Source organism: Kytococcus aerolatus (assembly GCF_900187395.1).
GTDB lineage: Bacteria > Actinomycetota > Actinomycetes > Actinomycetales > Dermatophilaceae > Kytococcus > Kytococcus aerolatus.
Genome location: NZ_FYEZ01000004.1, coordinates 58,749 through 76,209 on the forward strand (window position 1 = coordinate 58,749; position 17,461 = coordinate 76,209).

The 17,461-nt window shown below is 74.4% G+C and carries 16 protein-coding genes; 5 read left to right on the forward strand and 11 right to left on the reverse strand.

The features are described from left to right. Window positions 1–22: 22 nt before the first annotated feature. On the reverse strand, window positions 23–1,792 hold the full coding sequence (locus CFT82_RS11215; RefSeq protein WP_088819270.1) for a bifunctional metallophosphatase/5'-nucleotidase: 1,770 nt from the start codon (window positions 1,790–1,792) through the stop codon (window positions 23–25). 73 nt (window positions 1,793–1,865) lie between these two features. On the opposite strand from CFT82_RS11215, the gene CFT82_RS11220 reads away from it, so the two are divergent. Next, window positions 1,866–2,186, forward strand: a complete 321-nt coding sequence (locus tag CFT82_RS11220) for a hypothetical protein (protein WP_088819271.1) — start codon at window positions 1,866–1,868, stop codon at window positions 2,184–2,186. Window positions 2,187–2,189: 3 nt separating this feature from the next. Here the strand turns inward: CFT82_RS11220 and CFT82_RS11225 are convergent, their stop codons facing one another. The 5 genes from CFT82_RS11225 to CFT82_RS11245 all read right to left on the reverse strand — a co-directional run bounded on the left by CFT82_RS11225 (window position 2,190) and on the right by CFT82_RS11245 (window position 9,336). After that, a complete protein-coding gene (locus CFT82_RS11225) occupies window positions 2,190–3,413 on the reverse strand; it encodes an acetyl-CoA C-acetyltransferase (RefSeq protein WP_088819272.1) in 1,224 nt (407 codons plus the stop codon). Between the two features lie 64 nt (window positions 3,414–3,477). Next, a complete protein-coding gene (locus CFT82_RS11230; RefSeq protein WP_088819273.1) occupies window positions 3,478–4,563 on the reverse strand; it encodes an SGNH/GDSL hydrolase family protein in 1,086 nt (361 codons plus the stop codon). Further along, window positions 4,560–5,549: an NAD-dependent epimerase/dehydratase family protein gene (locus CFT82_RS11235; protein ID WP_088819274.1), complete on the reverse strand. Its 990-nt coding sequence runs from the start codon at window positions 5,547–5,549 to the stop codon at window positions 4,560–4,562. The genes CFT82_RS11230 and CFT82_RS11235 overlap by 4 nt, the downstream gene beginning before the upstream one ends. Further along, window positions 5,546–8,308, reverse strand: a complete 2,763-nt coding sequence (locus CFT82_RS11240) for an alpha/beta fold hydrolase (protein ID WP_234994470.1) — start codon at window positions 8,306–8,308, stop codon at window positions 5,546–5,548. Before CFT82_RS11240 ends, CFT82_RS11235 begins: the two co-directional genes overlap by 4 nt. A gap of 5 nt (window positions 8,309–8,313) precedes the next feature. Further along, the gene (locus CFT82_RS11245) at window positions 8,314–9,336 is read right to left on the reverse strand and encodes a 3-oxoacyl-ACP synthase III (RefSeq protein ID WP_088819299.1); all 1,023 of its coding nucleotides are present in this window, start codon (window positions 9,334–9,336) and stop codon (window positions 8,314–8,316) included. Between the two features lie 126 nt (window positions 9,337–9,462). Between CFT82_RS11245 and CFT82_RS11250 the strand changes: the two genes are divergently transcribed. After that, complete coding sequence (locus CFT82_RS11250) at window positions 9,463–10,269, forward strand: ABC transporter ATP-binding protein (RefSeq protein ID WP_234994472.1); 807 nt, start codon at window positions 9,463–9,465, stop codon at window positions 10,267–10,269. Beyond that, complete coding sequence (locus tag CFT82_RS11785; protein ID WP_088819276.1) at window positions 10,245–11,858, forward strand: hypothetical protein; 1,614 nt, start codon at window positions 10,245–10,247, stop codon at window positions 11,856–11,858. Before CFT82_RS11250 ends, CFT82_RS11785 begins: the two co-directional genes overlap by 25 nt. Here CFT82_RS11785 and CFT82_RS11260 read toward each other — a convergent pair. Both CFT82_RS11260 and CFT82_RS11265 read right to left on the reverse strand, forming a co-directional pair. Beyond that, window positions 11,839–13,254, reverse strand: a complete 1,416-nt coding sequence (locus tag CFT82_RS11260) for an FtsX-like permease family protein (protein ID WP_088819277.1) — start codon at window positions 13,252–13,254, stop codon at window positions 11,839–11,841. The two genes, CFT82_RS11785 and CFT82_RS11260, sit on opposite strands and share 20 nt — an antisense overlap. Continuing rightward, entirely contained in the window at window positions 13,254–14,015 is a 762-nt protein-coding gene (locus CFT82_RS11265; protein ID WP_088819300.1) for an ABC transporter ATP-binding protein, read from the reverse strand. The genes CFT82_RS11260 and CFT82_RS11265 overlap by 1 nt, the downstream gene beginning before the upstream one ends. Before the next feature lie 121 nt (window positions 14,016–14,136). On the opposite strand from CFT82_RS11265, the gene CFT82_RS11270 reads away from it, so the two are divergent. Both CFT82_RS11270 and CFT82_RS11275 read left to right on the forward strand, forming a co-directional pair. Continuing rightward, window positions 14,137–14,850, forward strand: coding sequence for a sensor histidine kinase (locus tag CFT82_RS11270; protein ID WP_234994473.1), 714 nt, complete (start codon window positions 14,137–14,139; stop codon window positions 14,848–14,850). Beyond that, window positions 14,847–15,536, forward strand: coding sequence for a response regulator transcription factor (locus CFT82_RS11275; RefSeq protein ID WP_088819279.1), 690 nt, complete (start codon window positions 14,847–14,849; stop codon window positions 15,534–15,536). Before CFT82_RS11270 ends, CFT82_RS11275 begins: the two co-directional genes overlap by 4 nt. A 24-nt stretch (window positions 15,537–15,560) precedes the next feature. Here the strand turns inward: CFT82_RS11275 and msrA are convergent, their stop codons facing one another. From msrA to CFT82_RS11290, 3 genes are all read right to left on the reverse strand, one after another. Next, complete coding sequence (gene msrA / locus CFT82_RS11280) at window positions 15,561–16,205, reverse strand: peptide-methionine (S)-S-oxide reductase MsrA (RefSeq protein ID WP_088819280.1); 645 nt, start codon at window positions 16,203–16,205, stop codon at window positions 15,561–15,563. Between the two features lie 88 nt (window positions 16,206–16,293). Then, window positions 16,294–16,788, reverse strand: a complete 495-nt coding sequence (gene greA / locus CFT82_RS11285; protein ID WP_088819281.1) for a transcription elongation factor GreA — start codon at window positions 16,786–16,788, stop codon at window positions 16,294–16,296. A 214-nt stretch (window positions 16,789–17,002) separates the two neighbouring features. Next, entirely contained in the window at window positions 17,003–17,398 is a 396-nt protein-coding gene (locus tag CFT82_RS11290) for a DUF4307 domain-containing protein (RefSeq protein ID WP_088819282.1), read from the reverse strand. Window positions 17,399–17,461: the final 63 nt, after the last annotated feature.

A 17,461-nucleotide genomic window follows, 5' to 3' on the forward strand; every position in this document is an offset into this window, starting at 1 on the left:
TTCTGCGTTCCCGCGGGGAGGGTCAGCCGTTGCGGCGACCGGCGACGGTGGTGCCGGCACCCAGGGCGACGAGGGTGCCACCCAGCAGGGCCAGGACCGGCAGGTCGGTCGGGGCGTAACCGGTGTCGATGATCGGGCCGTCCTCGTCCGGCTCACCGATGGTCGGGACCTGCGGGTCCACCGGGGTGTAGGGCGAGCTGGCCTCGAGGTAGGCGCGGAAGGCGTCGATGTCCAGGCCACCGAAGTAGACGTTCTTGCCCTCGGTGAAGGCGGCGAAGTCGTCGCCACCGCCGGCGAGGAAGTTGTTCGTCACGATCCGGTAGGTCTGCGAGTCGTCGTCCGCGATCGTCTCGCCGTCGAGCTCCACCGAGCCGGCCACGAGCTCCGGGTTCTCCATGTCGGTCACCGCGTAGGTGAAGCCCGTGGAGGTCTGGAGGAACTTGTGGTAGGTCGGGTCCTGCCACTGGGCCTCGAGGAGGTCGTGGATCTGGGCACCGGTCAGGTCCATGGAGACCATGTAGTTGTTGAAGGGCTGGGCGGTGAACGCCTCCTCCATGGTGACCTCGCCGTCGCCGTTCTCGTCCAGCTCCGGCACGCGGATGCCGCCGGGGTTCATGAAGGCGATCTCGGGGGTCTTGCCCTGGTGGACCACGGACTCGTCGGCCAGCTGGGCGTCGGCGATCATCCGGCCCAGCGGGGAGACGGCCGAGGCGTAGCGGTCGTGGGAGACCTGCTCGGCGACGGTGCCCAGCACCTCGTCGGCGACCGGGCCGACGACGGCCTCGTACTCGGCGACGAGCTGCTCGACGGTCGCGTCGGGCTGCACGTCGTGGGTCACCTCGACGTTCTCGGCCTGCACGCTGCCGGGGACGACGTCGCCGGTGGCCGGGTCGAGGCGCAGGTCGATGTCGGTGACGTGCTCGCCGTACTCGCCGGCCTGGGAGACGACGCGGCCGCCGGCCTCCACGACGTAGAGCTGGTGGGTGTGGCCGGAGATGACGACGTCGTAGGCCGGGTCGAGCTCGTCCATGATGTCGGCCATGTCGCCGACGAACTCGCCGTCCTCGGTGACCTCGCCGCCCTCGTGCGCGACCATCACCATGGCCTCGACGCCCTGCTCCTGGAGCTCGGGCACCAGGGCGTTGGCGGTCTCCACGCTGCTGTCGAAGGTCAGGCCCTCGATGCCCTGGGCCGTCACGACCGAGGGCGTCTGGTCCAGGCCGATGCCGACGTAGGCCACCTTGACGCCGTCGTACTCCTCGATGACGTAGGGCGGCAGGAGGGTCTCGCCGGTGGCGTCGACGGTCACGTTGGCCGAGAGCATCGGGAAGTCGGCGCCGCCGTAGGTCTTGCCCGGCAGCGGGCAGGAGTTGCGGCCGCCCTCACCGTCGCCGTCGTCCAGGCAGCCACCGTTGACCATGCGCAGCAGCTCGTCCTGGCCGCGGTCGAACTCGTGGTTGCCGACGGCCGCAGCGGTCAGACCGATCTCGTTCATCGCCTCGACGGCCGGCTCGTCGCGGAAGGCGGCGGAGAGGAAGGGCGAGCCGCCGATCATGTCGCCGGCGTGCACGGTGGCGGTGTGCTCCTGGCCGGCTCGGAGGGCCTCGACCTGGCTCTTCAGGTAGGCGGCACCGCCGGGGGCCTCCTCCTCGGTGAGGTGGCCGTGGAAGTCGTTGAGGCCGAGGATCTGCAGCTCGATCTCGTCGGCGGGGGCGGCGGTGGCCGGGGTGCCGGCGGCCAGGGCCACCAGCAGGGCGGCCGGGAGACTGGCGGAGAGGGTGCGGCGGAACATGGTTCTCCTTGGGAGACGATGGGTGTGCACAGGGCACGATCGCCCACGCAGGAGAACGGAAGGTGACGAGCAGGTGGACCGGACGGGAACGGCCCCCCGGGAGGCCGAGGAGCTGGAGGCCGAGCTGGCCCGTGCCCGGCAGCGGGTGGCGCGCGCCGGGCTCGACCCCGCGTGGCCGCAGGAGGCCGGGCGGCTCGCCCAGCGCTGGGCCGACGAGGAGGCCGCCGAGCAGGGCTGGGAGCCGGTCGAGCTCGTGGTGTCCTCCCCGGCCGCCCTGCCCGACGTGCTGGCCGCCGTGGCGCGGCACCGTCTGGCCGGGGCCACCGACGGGCGCGAGGCCGCCCGCACGATGGCGGACGACCTCGCGGACCTGCGCCGCCGGCACGGCGGCTGAGGATCAGCCCAGGCGCTCGATGATCATCGCCATGCCCTGGCCGCCGCCCACGCACATCGACTCCATGGCGAGCTCGGCGTCGTGCTCCTGCATGGCGTGGAGCAGGGTGGTGGTGATGCGGGCTCCGGTCATCCCGAAGGGGTGCCCCAGCGCGATCGCGCCCCCGTGGACGTTGAGCTTCTCGAGGTCCATCCCGAGGTCGTCGGCGCTGGGGAGGACCTGCGCGGCGAAGGCCTCGTTGATCTCGTAGAGGTCCAGGTCGTCGATGGTCACCCCGGCGCGCTGCATCGCCTGCCGGCAGGCGTCCACCGGGCCCAGCCCCATGATCTCCGGGGAGAGGGCGGAGACGCCGGTGGAGACGATCCGGGCCAGCGGGGTGAGCCCCAGCTCCTTCGCCCGGGTGTCGCTCATGATGACCAGGGCGGCGGCCCCGTCGTTCAGCGGGCAGCAGTTGCCGGCGGTGACCGTGCCGTCCTCGCGGAAGACCGGCTGCAGGGCCTGCACCTTCTCCAGCGTGGTGCCGAAGCGGGGACCGTCGTCGGTGGCGTGGGTGGAGCCGTCGGGCAGGGTGACCGGGGTGATCTCCCGGGCCGTGATGCCGGCCCGGGCTGCCGCCTCCGCCCGGTTCTGCGAGATGACCGCCCACTCGTCCTGCCGCTGCCGGGAGACCCCGCGGTGGGTGGCCACGTTCTCGGCGGTCTGCCCCATCGAGAGGTAGACGTCCGGGAGCAGCCCCTCGGCGCGGGGATCGGTCCAGGTGGCGTTCTCGGCGACGGTCCGGGCGGAGCGGGCCTGGGCCTCGGCGAAGCGGGGGTTGTGCCAGTCGGCCTTGCTCAGCCCGGCGGCGGACAGGTCGGGATAGCGGGAGACGCACTCGACGCCGCCGGAGACGAAGACGTCGCCCTCACCGGCCCGGATGGCGTGCATCGCCATCCGGGTGGTCTGCACGGAGGAGGCGCAGAAGCGGTTCACGGTCGCCCCGGGCAGGTGGTCCAGGCCGGCCAGGACGGCCACGATCCGCGCCATGTTGAACCCGTGCTCGGCCCACGGCTCGGCGCACCCCAGGTAGAAGTCGTCGATCTCCGCCGGGTCCAGCTCGGGTACCTTCGCCAGGGCCGCCTGCACCACCTGCGCGGCGAGTTCGTCCGGGCGCACGTCCTGCAGGCTCCCCTTGTGGGCGCGGCCGATGGGGGAACGTGTCGCGGAGACGATGACGGCTTCGGGCATGACAACTCCTGCGTGCTGGTCGGTCCCCGGTGGGGAGGCGTCCGGCCAGTCTAGGTGTTCGAGGTCACATTCCCTCGGGATGGTTGAAGGGCACCGGGCGTGGCGGGGCGGCGGTGTCCGCGTCGTCCCCGGGGTCCTGCCGGCGACGGCGCACCAGCGCTCCCAGTCGCCCCACCCCCTGACGGCGCTGCTCCTGCGCGTCCTCGCCGGCCCCGAGCACCTCGGTGCCCTCCTGGGCAGCGGCCCGGATGGCGGCCCGGGAGAGGGAGAGCCGGTCGGCGGTCTCCACCACGGCCCCCTCCGCCCGCGCCCGGTCGCGCTCGCCCACGGGGAGGTGGAGCGCGTCGAGCAGGGAGGGGACGATCACTCGGGCAGCCCGCTGGTAGCCCTGCGCCGAGGGGTGGAAGCGGTCGGTGTGGAACATCCGGTCGGGGTCGTCGAGGAAGGCGCGGGTGATGAGCGAACCCAGCGAGACGGTGCGTCCGCCGGCCTCCACGACGGCCACGGTCTGGGCGGCGGCGTAACCGCGGGAGCGCTGCTGCATGAGCCAGCGCAGGGGCTGGCCCAGGGAGGCGATCATCCCGAAGTCCGGGCAGGTGGCCACGACCACCTCGGCCCCGGCCCCCACCAGCCGGCGGACGGCCTCGGAGAGGGCCGCCAGACAGGCGTCCCGGTCGGCGAACTGGGCGATGTCGTTGCCGCCGATGGAGAGCAGCACCAGGTCCGGCTGGGGGAAGTGCGCCAGGGCCCGGTCCACCTGCTCGGGGAGGCCCAGCGAGGTCACCGAGTTCACCGCGGTGGAGTGCAGGTGCACGGGCCGCCCGGAGACCTCCGCGATGCGGCGGGCACAGCGGGCGCCGATCGTCTGCCCGGGGCGCTGCGCGCCGATCCCGTTGGCCACCGAGTCACCCATCACCACGAGCTGCCAGGGGGCGGACTCCCCGGGGCCGTAGACCCCCTGGTCGTCCGGCGCGTTCCCGGGGCTGCCGTCGGAGAGCTGGCTGGCCTGCCACAGCTGGAGGCCCACGGTGCCGACCCCCAGCAGCCCGGCCCCGGCCACGGTCACGGCAGCCGGCTGTGCCGCTCCTGCCGCCACGCGGGACGCCACCCTCAGCCCCCGCCCGATGGCGTCCTGCGCCCAGTGGTTCACTGCGCCTCCCGCAGCCGCTCCAGTCCGTCGTCGAGGGAGACGGACGGCCGCCACTGCAGGGCGGTGTGCGTCTCCCGTTGGGTGAACCAGTGGGCGGTGGTGAGTTGTTCCACCAGGAAGTGCGTGAGCGGCGGCTCGGTGATGGGGCGGACGTTCTCCGCCGCGGCGACGGCCAGGTCGACGGCGTGCCCGGCCACCCCGGCCGGGGTCGGGCCGATGGTCAGCCGCGGCATCGGGGCGCCGTGCGCGGCGAGGATCCCGGCAATGAGCTCCCCGACGGGCCGGGGCTCGTCGTTGGTCACCACCAGGGCACGGCCGTGGGCGGAGTCGGCCGCTCGGGGGCGGGCGAGGGCGTCCAGCCCGGCCACCAGGGCGTCGCGGGCGTTGTCGACGTAGGTGGAGTCGACGAGCGCCGCGCCGTCGCCGACCCAGGGGAGCCGGCCGGCCCGGGCGCGTGCCACGAGGCGGCCGATGAGCTGGGTGTCGCCCGGTCCCCAGACCAGGTGCGGGCGCAGGGCGGTGACCGCGAACCCGGGGCCGTCGGCGGCCAGGGCGATGACCTCGGCGGCGGCCTTCGTGCGGGCGTAGCTCCCGCGCGCCCGCACCGGGTCGGCCGGCTCGGCGCCGACGCCCACCAGGGCACTGCCGGCGTGCGCCACCGAGGGGGAGCTGGTGTGCACGAAGCGCGTCACCCCGGCCTCGCGGGCGGCGTCCACGAGGAGCTGGGTCCCGGTGATGTTCGTCCGCTCGTACTCGGCGAGCGGGCCCACCACGTTGACCTTGGCAGCCAGGTGCACCACGGCCTCCTGCCCCTCGACCGCCCGGCGGACCGCTGCCGGGTCGTCGACGCTGCCGAGCACCTCGCGCAGGCCGGAGTCGCTGGGCCGGCGCTGCATGACCGTCACCTCGTCGCCACGCTCGGCCAGGGCACGGGCCACGGCACCGCCGAGCATGCCCGAGGCGCCGGTCACCAGGACGCGCGTCACGGCCGGAACCCCACCCGCGTGACACGGCCCAGCAGCCGCTGACCCAGGCCGGCGACCCCTCGCCCGGAGGTCGCGTCGCCCTGCCCGGCCAGCACCCGCGAGGCCCAGCGGGCCAGGGCGGTGCGGTCGATCTTCGAGGCGTGGCGGATGTCGACCGGGAGCCGGTCGCGCACCAGGACGGCGGCGACGGGTGCCGTTCCCGGGCCGTCGCCGGCCGCCCGGCGCACCGCGGCGGCCAGGTCCGGTGCCGCCACCGGCGAGTCGCCGTGCAGGCGGGCGTCCACTCCCCGCTCGGGGACCAGCACGACCGCCACCCGCTGCCGACCGGCCGGGCCGATCCCGACGACCGCCGCGCTGCGCACGGCCTCGATCCGCTCCACCCGGGACTCGATGCCACCGGGGGTCACTGGTCCGCGCTCGGTGGTGACGGTGTGGATGCCGCGACCCTCGATCCAGAGCCGTCCCTGCGCGTCGAGGTGCCCGATGTCCCCGGTGCGGTGCCAGCCGGTCGGGTGGGCGGTGTGGCGCTGGGTGCCCCAGAGGCGGTCGTAGTGGCTCTTGACGTGCGGGGCGCGGGCCACGACCTCCCCGGAGACGTCCGGTGCGTCGGTGAGGCTGTCGTCCTCGCCCGGGGCCCCGTCGGCGGCGAGCGGTGCGATGCGGAGGGTCACCCCCGGCACGGGGCGGCCGACGCACACACCGGCGTGGGCCGCCAGGTCCTGCGCCGCCACGGTCCGCGGGTCGGTGCTCGTGAGCGGCAGGGCCTCGGTCATCCCGTAGGGGGTGATCGTCGCCGCGTTCGGCACCAGCCGGGCCACGTCCTCCAGCAGGGCCACCGGCACCGGGGCGCCGGCGGACATCACGAGGCGCACTCCGTCGAGCGTGCCGTGGGCCGGGTCGTGGGTGGCCACGATGTTGCGCAGGGCGGCCGGCGAGGCGAAGACGACGTCGGCGTCCACCGCCTCGACCGCCTCGACGAGGGCGGCCGCGGTGAGCGTGTCCGGCTGCGTGACGTCCATGTCCGGCACGGCGGAGGTCATGCCCAGCGCCGGCCCGTAGAGCGCGAAGGGCGCGAAGGCGGCCACGAGGGACTCCCCGCCGCGCAGCTCCAGCGCCTGCTCGATGACGTCGCGCTGGGCGAGCAGCTGCCGGTGCCGGTAGACCACGCCCTTGGGTGGGCCGGTGGCCCCGGAGGTGAAGAGCACGGCGGCCTCGTCGTCCGGGGTGGGGGTCGGCAGCGGCTCGGGGGCCGGGCCGGTGGTCGGGTCCCCGGCCCGCAGGTCGGTCAGCGTGAGCAGGGCGTCGACGGCGCGCCGCTCGGCCCGGGCGGCCCGCCCGGTGCGCTCGCTGACCAGGACCCGGGTGCCCTCCACGCCGAGTGCCCGGACGGCGGCCAGGCCCTTGGCGATGCCGATGACGTACTGCGGGTCGGCGCTGCGCAGGGCCCCGGCCATGGGGGCCACGCCGAGGCCGGCGTCGGCCACGACGACCGAGCCACCGGCGCGCCAGACGGCGTACACGACCGCGGTGAGGTCGATGCCCGGCGGCACGAGGACGGCCACCCGGGTGCCCCGCTGGACGCCGAGGCGGCGCAGGCCGCGGGCGAGCTGCTCGACCTCCTGCTCGAGGGCGCCGAAGGTGATGCTCCGGCGTCGGTCGCCGCCGAGCTCGGTGATGGCCGTCGCGTCCGGGTCGTCCTGGGCACGGGCGGTGAGGCGGGACCAGATCGGGCCGCTCGACGCCGCGGCGTCCACGGCGGGATCCGTGGGCTCCGTGCCGGGGGCGGTCGCCGGAGCGGTGCGCTCGTCGGTCAGCCACTCCCAGGCCAGGTCGACCCCCTCGGGCCGGTCCTCCAGGACCAGGTGGGAGGCGTCGGCCCAGCGGTGCACGTCGGCGCCCGGCAGGCGCTCCAGCAGGTCGCGCAGGTAGCGGTCGGTGAACACCGGGTCCTTCGCGCCCCACAGCACGAGCGCCGGCACCCCGCGCTCGCCGAGCCGGCGGACCCCCTCGGCCACCTCGACGAGCGTGGAGCGGCTCGGGTGGTCGGCCTCGAGCGGGATGTCGGCGACGAACTCACCGACCGCCCGGCGGGAGGCGGCGTCCGGGTAGGGGGAGGCCAGGGCGCGGGCGATCTCCCGGGACGGGCCGGGGCGGCCCACCAGGGAGGCGGCCCGCACGAAGGTCGGGGTGCCCACGGTGGCCAGCTCGTGGAGCCGGGCGGCGCGGGCGGCCCGGATACCCGGGGGCACCCGGTCGTCGGGCTGCCACAGGGCGGTGTTGGTGGCCACCACGGAGGCGATCGGGGCGTCGGTGCGTGCCGCCCAGCCGAGACCGATGGCGCCGCCCCAGTCGTGCACCATCACCGAGACGGCCCGGCCGGCGCTCCCGGGACCGACCACACCCAGCGCGCGGAGCGCCAGGTCGAGGTCCTCGATGCGGTGGGGGAGGTGCCGGAAGGTCTCCGGGCGCTCGCTGTGCCCCATGCCGACGTGGTCGACGGCGACCACGCGCCACCCGGCGGGGGCCTGGGCCAGGACGCGGCGCCAGAGGTAGGACCAGGTGGGGTTGCCGTGCACACAGACCAGGACCCGCTCCACCGCGTCGAGGTCGGCGCCCTCGGCCTGGAGGGCCGGGGAGTGGGTGTCCAGGACGGCCATGGTGGTGGCCGCGTGCCCGTCGTGGGCGGGGATCTCGACGTGGTGCTGCCAGCGCGGGTCGACCTGCGGCAGCTCCTCCAAGGGGGTCCACTGTGCGGCCACCGGGATCACCACTCGATCTCTGCGCAGCAGGCGTTGAGCCCGGAGCCGATGCCCATGAGCAGGACGCGGTCGCCGCGCTCCAGGGTCGGGGCCTCCAGGGCGAGGGTGAAGGGCACGGCGGCCGGCCCCATGTTCCCGAACTGGGGGAAGGTGCGGGGCACCTTGGTGCCGTCGAGGCCGAGGCGGTCGCACACCTGCTCGGTGTGCACCGTGGAGACCTGGTGGATGACGTAGCGGTCGAGATCCTGCCAGTCGAACTCCTCGGAGGCCTCCTCCCAGAGGGCCTCGGAGAGGGCGATGCCTGCCTCCTGGAGGGCGACCGAGTCGGTGGTCATCCGGTCGAAGTCGCCGACGCACAGCTCGTTGTGCTCGGTGGCGGCCCGCGAGACGCCGCCGACGAAGCGGTGGCCCTCGGGGTGCTGGTCGGTGCGGCCGAGCACCATCGCCGCGGCGCCCGAGCCGAGGGTGAGCGTGGCCAGCTGCTGGAGGATGTCCTCGGCGGTGGTCGGCTCCTCGGAGAGCCGGGCCAGGGTGCGCTCGTGGGTGTCCCGGGTGGTCTCGGCGTTGACGATCAGCGCGTAGTCGATCTGCCCGGAGTCGATCATCGCGGCGGCGATCTGCATGCCGTTGACGAACCCGAGGCAGGCGTTGGTCACGTCGAAGTTCATGGCGCTGCGGGGCAGTCCGAGCAGGTCGTGCACCTTCACGGCGGTGGACGGCTCGAGGTGGTCCCGGCTCACGGAGGTGTTGACCATGAGCCCGATCTGCTCGGGGCGGACCCCGGCGTCGTGGAGGGCCCGGCGTCCGGCCTCGGCCGCGGCCTCGGTGAAGTGCACGTCCTCCGGCCACCACCGTCGCTCCTTGATGCCCACGAGGCGTGTGAGCACCCCGGGGACCAGCCGGTTGCGGCGCAGCGAGGTCATGATGCGCTCGTCGAACTCGGCCGAGGTGTGGACCTCCGGAGCCTGCAGGGCGGTCACGGAGAGCACCGAGGTGTTGGTGTGTCGGAAGGTGGCGTTGCCGGGCATGCGCTGTCGGGGGACCTTTCGCGTGGAGGACCGCTGCATCATTCCATGCAGGACGCGGGCGGGCCCCCGGCGGCCTCCGGCCACAGGATGAGTCGGCCGGCCCCGGGGGCGGCCTACCCTCCACGCATGGACCACCACGAGGAGCAGGGCCCACGGCCCCCGAGCACGCACCCGCCGGCCATGGAGTGGAGGGGGCTGAGCAAGACCTTCGACGGGCACCGGGCGGTCGCCGGCGTGGACCTCGTCGTCCCGGCCGGGTCCCTCTTCGGCCTGGTGGGCCCGAACGGTGCGGGCAAGACGACGGCACTCTCGATGGCGACCGGTCTGCTGCGGCCCGACGAGGGCACGGCCAGCGTGCTGGGCCACGACGTGTGGGCCGACCCGGCCCGGGCCAAGGGCCTCATGGGGGTGCTGCCGGACGGGGTGCGCCTCTTCGACCGGCTCAGCGGGCGGGAGCTCGTGACCTATGCCGGGCGGCTGCACGGCCTCCCCCGGGAGCTCGCCGCCGAGCGGGCCGCGGACCTGCTGCGCGTGCTCGGGCTGGAGGCCGCCGGGGAGAAGCTCGTCGTCGACTACTCGGCGGGCATGACCAAGAAGATCGGGCTGGCTTGCGCGCTGGTGCACGCTCCGCGCCTGCTGGTGCTCGATGAGCCCTTCGAGGCGGTCGACCCCGTCTCCGGCCAGGGCATCCGCACGCTGCTGCGCGAGTTCGTGGCCGGCGGGGGGACGGTCGTGCTCAGCTCGCACGTCATGGAGCTGGTGGAGACGCTGTGCACGCACGTGGCCGTGCTCGCCGCGGGGCGGCTCGTGGCCGCCGGGCCGGTGGACGAGGTGCGGGCCGGGTCCAGCCTGCAGGACCGCTTCCTGCACATCGTCGGTGCACCCGAGGGGTCGACGGGAGGTCTGCCGTGGTTGGCGAGCTCGTCGGTCTGAAGATCCGGCTGCTGCGCAGCGGACTGCGCCGCTCGCCGATGCGCGCGGTCGGCTTCGTCCTCGGCGCGGTCCTCCTCGTCGGCGGCGGACTGGCCGGGGGTGGCCTCATGGCCGCCACGGGGCTGACCTGGGCGAGTCGGGCGCAGGACGTCGGCATCGTCACCACCTGTGTCATGGCACTGGTGGCCCTCCAGTGGTACGTCGTCCCCATCCTCGCGACGGGGCTGGACGAGACCCTGGACCCGGCCCGCTTCGCCCTCTTCCCGGTGACCGCCCGCCGCCTCCTGCCCGGTCTGGTGGCCAGTTCCCTGGTCGGGCCCGCGGGGGTGGCCCAGCTGGCGCTCACCCTCGGCTTCGTCCTCGCCTGGGCGCGCACGCCCGCGGCGGCGCTGGCCGCCCTGGTGTTCGGGCTCCTCGGCTCGCTCTCGGCGGTCGTCGGCACCCGGGCCCTCTCGACGGCGGTGGCCGCGGCCGCCGGGGGACGGCGCTGGCGGGACGCGACGAGCATGGTGGCGGTGCTGCTCAGCGCCACCCTCGGGGTGTGGATCAACCTCATCAGCTCCCGCATCACCTCCGTGGAGGCCGCCCGTACCGAGGGCGGCCTGGTGGCCGGGGTGCTCGCCTGGACCCCGCTGGGCGCGCCCTGGGCGGTGCCCGGGGACGTCGCGACGGGCCGGTGGGGCCTGGCCGTGGCGCACGGGGCGATCGCCGTGGTGACCTGTCTGGCCCTGTTGTGGGTCTGGCGCCGGGCGTTGGACGCACGGCTCACCAGCCCGCCGGCCTCCGGGGTGGAGGGCACCGTGGTCCGCGGGGCCGCCTGGTACGACCGCTTCCTCCCGGACACGCGGGCCGGGGCGGTCATGCAGCGCGCCCTGCGCTACTGGACCCGGGACCCGCGCTACCTGATGTCCCTCGGCATGGCCCTCCTCATGCCCGTGCTCATGGTGCTGCCCGGTCTGCTCGCCCCGTCCGCGGAGCCGATGCCGACCGAGGGGAGGGCGCTGCTGCCCTTCGTGGCGCTCGCGACGGCCTGGGCGTGCTCCATCGCCACCATGCAGGACACCTCCTACGACGGGTCGCCCTTCTCGCTGCACGTCCTCTCGGGCATGCGCGGGCGCGACGACCGGTGGGGGCGCGCGCTGCCGGTGCTCCTGTGGGCGGTCCCGCTGACCCTCGTGCTCGTCACCGTGGGGGCGCTCGCGGTGGGTGACTGGCGCTGGTGGCCGCTGGCGACAGGGCTCTCGCTGGCCGTCATCGGGGCCGGGGTCGGGGCGGGGCAGTGGACCTCCGCCATGTGGCAGTTCCCCGCCCCGCCGCCGGGGGCCAACCAGTTCGCCAACCCGCCCGGGTCCACCCTGGCCACCTTCCTCGCCCTGCTCGTGTGCACGGTCACCCAGGTGGCGGTCTGCGTGCCGGTGCTGGTGCTGGGTGTGTGGGGGCACGACAGCCCGGTGGCCCAGGGGGCGGCCCTGCTGCTCGGGGCGGCCCTCGGGGCCGGCGTGCTGGCGCTCGGCGTCCGCCTCGGCGGGCGTCAGCTCGACCGGGCCTGGCCGGAGATCCTCGGCCGCGTCACCGAGCGGGCCGGCTGACCACCCGTCGGTGGAGCGGGCCGGTCGCCAGCACGGCCAGGGCGGCCAGGAGCAGGCCCACCCCGAGGACGAGACCGATGAGGAGCGGGCCCTGGCCGGACTGCTCGAAGCCCGCGGTCTGGGAGGCGCGGGCCAGCGGGAGGGCGATCGCGGCCCCCAGCCCTGCGCCGAGGGCGATGGCCATCACGAGCGGGCCGAGCACCTCCAGCCAGACCACCCGGCGCTGGAAGGGCAGGCCCGTCCCCATCTTTTGCAGGGCCCGCGACTGGTCGGCGCGCTCGAAGACCGAGGAGGCCTGGGTGATGTAGGTGGCCGTCGCCGTCACGACGAGCCCGATCGCGAGGGTGATGAAGGCGCCCTGGGTGATGTCCCAGCCGACGGCGGCCTCGACGGTGGCCTCGGCGTCCGCCGGGCCGGGGGGTTCGGTGGGCAGCGGCATCATCGCCACGTAGGTGCCCATGAAGGTCATGAGGCCGATGCCGGCCACCCGCCCCCAGGTGCTGCGGGGGTCCGCGGCCACCCGGCGGCTGGCGGTCATGAGGCTCGCCCCGGGCAGGTGGGAGGTCACCCGGGCCGCCAGCTGGAGGAGCCACGGCCCGCCGATGTTCATGGCCGTGACGAGCACGAGCAGCGAGGTGCCGACAATGAGGAAGGGGATCAGGCTCTGGCCGTCCGACGGGGTGACCAGCGTGAGCACCCAGGCCAGCCCGAGGAGGCCGACGAAGACGAGCAGGCGCCACCAGCGCAGGGCCGGGCTGCTGGCGCGCCGGGCCACCCCGAGCGGCGAGACGCGCACCCGGCGCATCCCGAGGGCCGCCGAGAGGACGGCGATGAGCAGGGTGGCGGCGGCGATCGCGAGCGTGAGCCACGCCGGGAGGAGCATCTCCGACGCGCGGACCTGCATCGCCTGCATCTCCAGCCGGGTCCAGGCCGGCAGGGTGAGCAGGTAGAGGAGATAGCCGAGGACGACCCCGACGAGGGCCTGCAGGACGGTCTCGACGAGCACCATCCGGGTGACCTGGCCGGAGGAGAGCCCGATGAGGCGCAGCGTCGCCATCCGCTCCTGCCGGCCCCGGGCGCCGAGGACGGCCGCGGACCCGACGAGGGAGACGATCGTGGGCACGAGGAGCATGCAGGCCAGGGCGGCCAGGCCCACGTAGGGCTGGAGCATCATGTCGCGGAGCCCGGCATCGGCCCGGACCATCTCGGCGTGGATCCCGGTGGGCTCCCGCCAGCGCTGCACGAACATCCACGTGCCCCCGCCGACGGTGAACGCCAGCGTGGCGGCCACGGTGAGGGCGAGCACGGCGGCGACGAAGAGGAAGGACTCACCCTCCCGGCTGGCGAAGCGGGCCCGGGTGAGGTGGAGCGTGAAGGAGGTCAGTCCACGGGCCATCAGGCGTCCACCCCCAGCGGCTGCTCGATGAGCGTGTCGCGGTGGATGAGGCCGTCGCGGATCTCCACCAGGCGCGAGCACCAGCGGGCCACCCCGGGGTCGTGGGTGACCAGGACGAGGGCGCTCCCGGTGCGGGCCGTGGTTGCCGTGAGCAGCTGCATCACCTCGTGGCCGGTGGCCTGGTCCAGGGCGCCGGTGGGCTCGTCGGCGAAGACCACGCGCGGCTCACCGGCCATGGCGCGGGCGATCGCCACCCGCTGCGCCTGACCACCGGACATGTCGCCCGGGCGGCGCGTGCGCAGGTGGCCGATGCCGAGTCCCTCCAGGGCGCTGTCGGCCGCGCGCAGGGCCTGCCCCCGCGGGGTGCCGTTGAGGAGCTGCGGCAGGGCGACGTTCTCCCGGGCCGGCAGCTCGGGCAGGAGCTGGTGGTCCTGGAAGACGAAGCCGAACTCCCGCAGCCGGGTGCGGGAGCGCTTCGCGTCCGAGAGGGCGGAGAGGGGCTGGTCCTCGAGGAGGACCTCGCCCCGGGTGGGGGTGACGATCCCCGAGAGGCAGTGCAGCAGGGTGGACTTGCCGGAGCCCGAGGGGCCCATGACGGCGACGGTCTCCCGGGGGTGGATCGTGAGGCTCACCCCGGCCAGGGCCTGGGCGTCGCCGTAGGAGACGGTGATGTCACGGGTCTCCAGGAGCGCGTCCGCCGGGCTGTGGCAGTGGGGCGGTCCGGGGGTCGGTGGGATCGGTGTGCGGTCGTCGGAGTGCATGGTCCCCATTCCACGGGCTGGGCGGGCAGGAGACCATGGTGCAGGCAGTGGTTCCCGGGTGGTGCCAGCACTTCCCGCCAGGCTCCCGGTGATGCTCTCCGGCTCCGGTAGCGTCCCGGGGGTGAGCTTCCTGCGACGTGTCGACCCACGCGCCAACGAGCGCCGTGCCGAGCGCCGCATCGCCGCCCTGACCGCCTCCCGCCGGGAGGTCGTGGACGCGTACGAGGTGGAGCGGCGGCGCATCGAGCGCGACCTGCACGACGGGGCCCAGCAGTACATGGTGGCGGCCGCGATGCTGCTCGGGGAGGCCCGCGAGCTGGCGGCTGCGCAGCGGGACCCGGGGCTCTCCGAGCTCCTGGCGGCGGCCCAGGGGCGGCTGGCCGAGGGGCTGGACTCGCTGCGGGCCACGGTGCGCGGCATCCACCCGGCGAGCCTCGTCGAGCAGGGCCTGGCCGCCGCCCTGGAGGAGGTGGCCGAGCGGCTCCCCGGACCCATCCGCGTGATCTGCCCGCACCCGTTGCCGGTGATTCCCGAGGGGGTGCTCGTCTCGGCCTACTTCTTCGCCTGCGAGGCGATGGCGAACGCCGCGAAGCACGCCCCGGGAGCGGAGGTCACGGTCCTCCTGGCCGCGGACACGGACCTGCGCATCTCGGTGGTGGACACCGGCCCCGGCGGGGCCCGCATCCTGCCGGGGCACGGCCTGTCCGGGCTCGCCGAGCGGTTGGCGGCCTTCGGCGGGGAGGTCACCGTCGCCAGCCCGCCCGGTGGGCCCACCCAGGTGGCGGCCTCGGTGCCGCTGCTGCTGCGCCGGGGCGAGCCGGGGGTGGTCCTGTGAGCGCGCGGCTGGTGGTGGCCGACGACTCGGCGATCCTCCGGGAGGGGCTGGCCGGGCTGCTGGAGCGCCGTGGGTACGAGATCCTCGGGCAGGCTGCCGATGCGACCGGGCTGGTCGACCTGGTGCGCGGCCTGACCGCCTCCCGCCAGCGCCCCGACGCGGTGGTGACCGACGCCCGGATGCCCCCGGAGATGACCGACGACGGCATCCGCGCGGCGGTCGAGCTCAAGCGGGAGCACCCGGAGCTCTCGGTGCTCGTGGTGAGCCAGTACGTGGTGCCGGTGCACGCCCAGCGCCTCTTCGCCCTGCCGCAGCCGCCGCGGGCCGGGGGAGTGGGCTACCTGCTCAAGGACCGGATCAGCGAGGTGACGGACTTCGTCTCCTCCCTCGAGCTCGTCCTGGCCGGGGGAGTGGTCACCGACCCCACGGTGGCCCGGGCGATGATGCGCTCCGGGGCCTCCGGCCTCGGACAGCTCAGCGCCCGCGAGCTGGAGGTGCTGGAGCTCATGGCCCGGGGCCTGTCGAACACCCAGATCGCCGGGGAGCTGTTCGTCTCCGGGGCCGCGGTGGCCAAACACGTCTCGAACATCTTCGCCAAGCTGCGGCTGGCGCCGGACGAGGAGAACCGCCGGGTGCGGGCGATCCTCGCCTATCTCACCGAGCACGGGGGCGGGCCGCCGGCCTGAGACCTGCCCCTCCGGGAGCGGCGGTCAGCCCGCCGTCGGCGGCAGCACATCGGTCTGGGCGGGCAGGTCCACCAGCCCGACCGGGCAGCTCATCCCGTTCGGCCCGTGATTGCAGTAGCCGCCGGGGTTCTTGTGCAGGTACTGCTGGTGGAACTCCTCGGCGAGGTGGAACTCCCCGACGTGCTCCGGCTCCACGATCTCGGTGGTGACCACCCCGTGGCCGGCCGCCAGGAGCTGCTCCTGCATCGCCTCGCGCTGGGCCCGGGCGACCCGCACCTGGTGGCCGGTGGTGCAGAAGACCGCCGAGCGGTACTGCGAGCCGATGTCGTTGCCCTGCCGGTTGCCCTGGGTGGGGTCGTGGTTCTCCCAGAAGACGCGCAGCACCTCGTCGACGGTCACGCGTTCCGGGTCGAAGACCACGCGGACGGTCTCGGCGTGGCCGGTCGTCCCGCTGCACACCGAGCGGTACGTGGGGTGCGGGTCGGAGCCGCCCATGTAGCCCACGGCAGTGGTCACCACCCCGGGCAGCTGCCAGTAGAAGCGCTCCACGCCCCAGAAGCAGCCGGCGGCCACGTGGACGATCTCGCAGCCGCCGGGCCACGAGTCCATGGGCACGTCGAGCACGGCGTGGGGCGTTCCGGGGGCGAGGGGCGTGTTCGGGTCGATCATGCCCCCATCGTCGCACCGGGACCGGAGAACGCCGGAGGCCGGCACCCCACAGGTGGGGGTGTCGGCCTCCGGTCGGTGGGGTCGGTGCTCAGCCCTCGTAGGGCTTGACGCCCACGATGCGGACGTCGATGGTCTTGCCGTTGGGGGCCTCGTAGCCGATGGTCTCGCCCTGCTTGTGGCCGTTGATGGCCTGCCCCAGCGGGGACTTCTCCGAGTAGACCTCCAGGTCGTCGCCGTCGGCGATCTCGCGGTTGCCGAAGAGGAAGGTCTCGGTGTCGCCGAACATCTCGATGGTCACCACCATGCCGGGCTCGACGACACCGTCGTCGGCCGGGGGCTCCTCACCGACCTCGGCGTTCTCGAGCAGCCGGGTGAGCTGCGCGATGCGCGCCTCCATCTTCCCCTGCTCCTCCTTGGCCGCGTGGTACCCGCCGTTCTCCTTGAGGTCCCCCTCGGAGCGGGCCTCCTCGATCCGGTAGGCGATGTCGCGGCGCCCCTCGCCCTTGAGCTGCTCGAGCTCGGAGGTCAGGCGCTCGTGGGCCGCACGGGTCAGGTACGTCGTCTCGGGCGTGGTCTCAGCCATGGTCTTCTCCTTCGCCGCTCCGGTCACGACGGGTGTCGTCACCGGACTGCGGAAAGGTCCGGCCGCCAGCTTCGCGACCGGACCTTGTGTCGTGTGGGTGTCTGTCCCGTGGTCACTCGGCGTCGACTGCGGAGCAGGAAGCGCACGGGCCCACGGGGGATGAGGGGCAAGAGTACTCGGGAAGTCGCCGGACTGCCAGCCCCTCGGTGCGGGGTCAGGCCTCGTCGGTGTACCAGCAGCCCGTCACGTACCCCACCAGCGGGCGGGCGGTGGTGCGCATCGTGCTCCGTTCGCGGGTGGACCCCTCGCCGGAGGGCGGCACCTGCACCTCCGTGGTGCCGACCACGGCGTGCTTCTCGTCCTCGGCCACCAGCCGGCAGGCCACCTCCCGCTCCGGGTCACGGTGCACGTCGTAGATGACGGTGACGGAGCTGTCGGTCACGTCCTCGTAGCCGGCGTCGTACCAGCTGACCTTGCCGGCGGTGAGCGCCAGGCCGAACCACACGACGACGGCCGTGGCCAGGGCGATCCCGACGCCCCCGATGATCCACCAGCGACGGCGACGCGCGGCCTCCGCGGTGCGGGAGGTGGGCTGGGCGGGGGCGGTCATCGGGTCTCCTGCGCGCGATGGGGGACAATGGCGCTCGCCATTGTCCTGCACGACCCTGGAGGA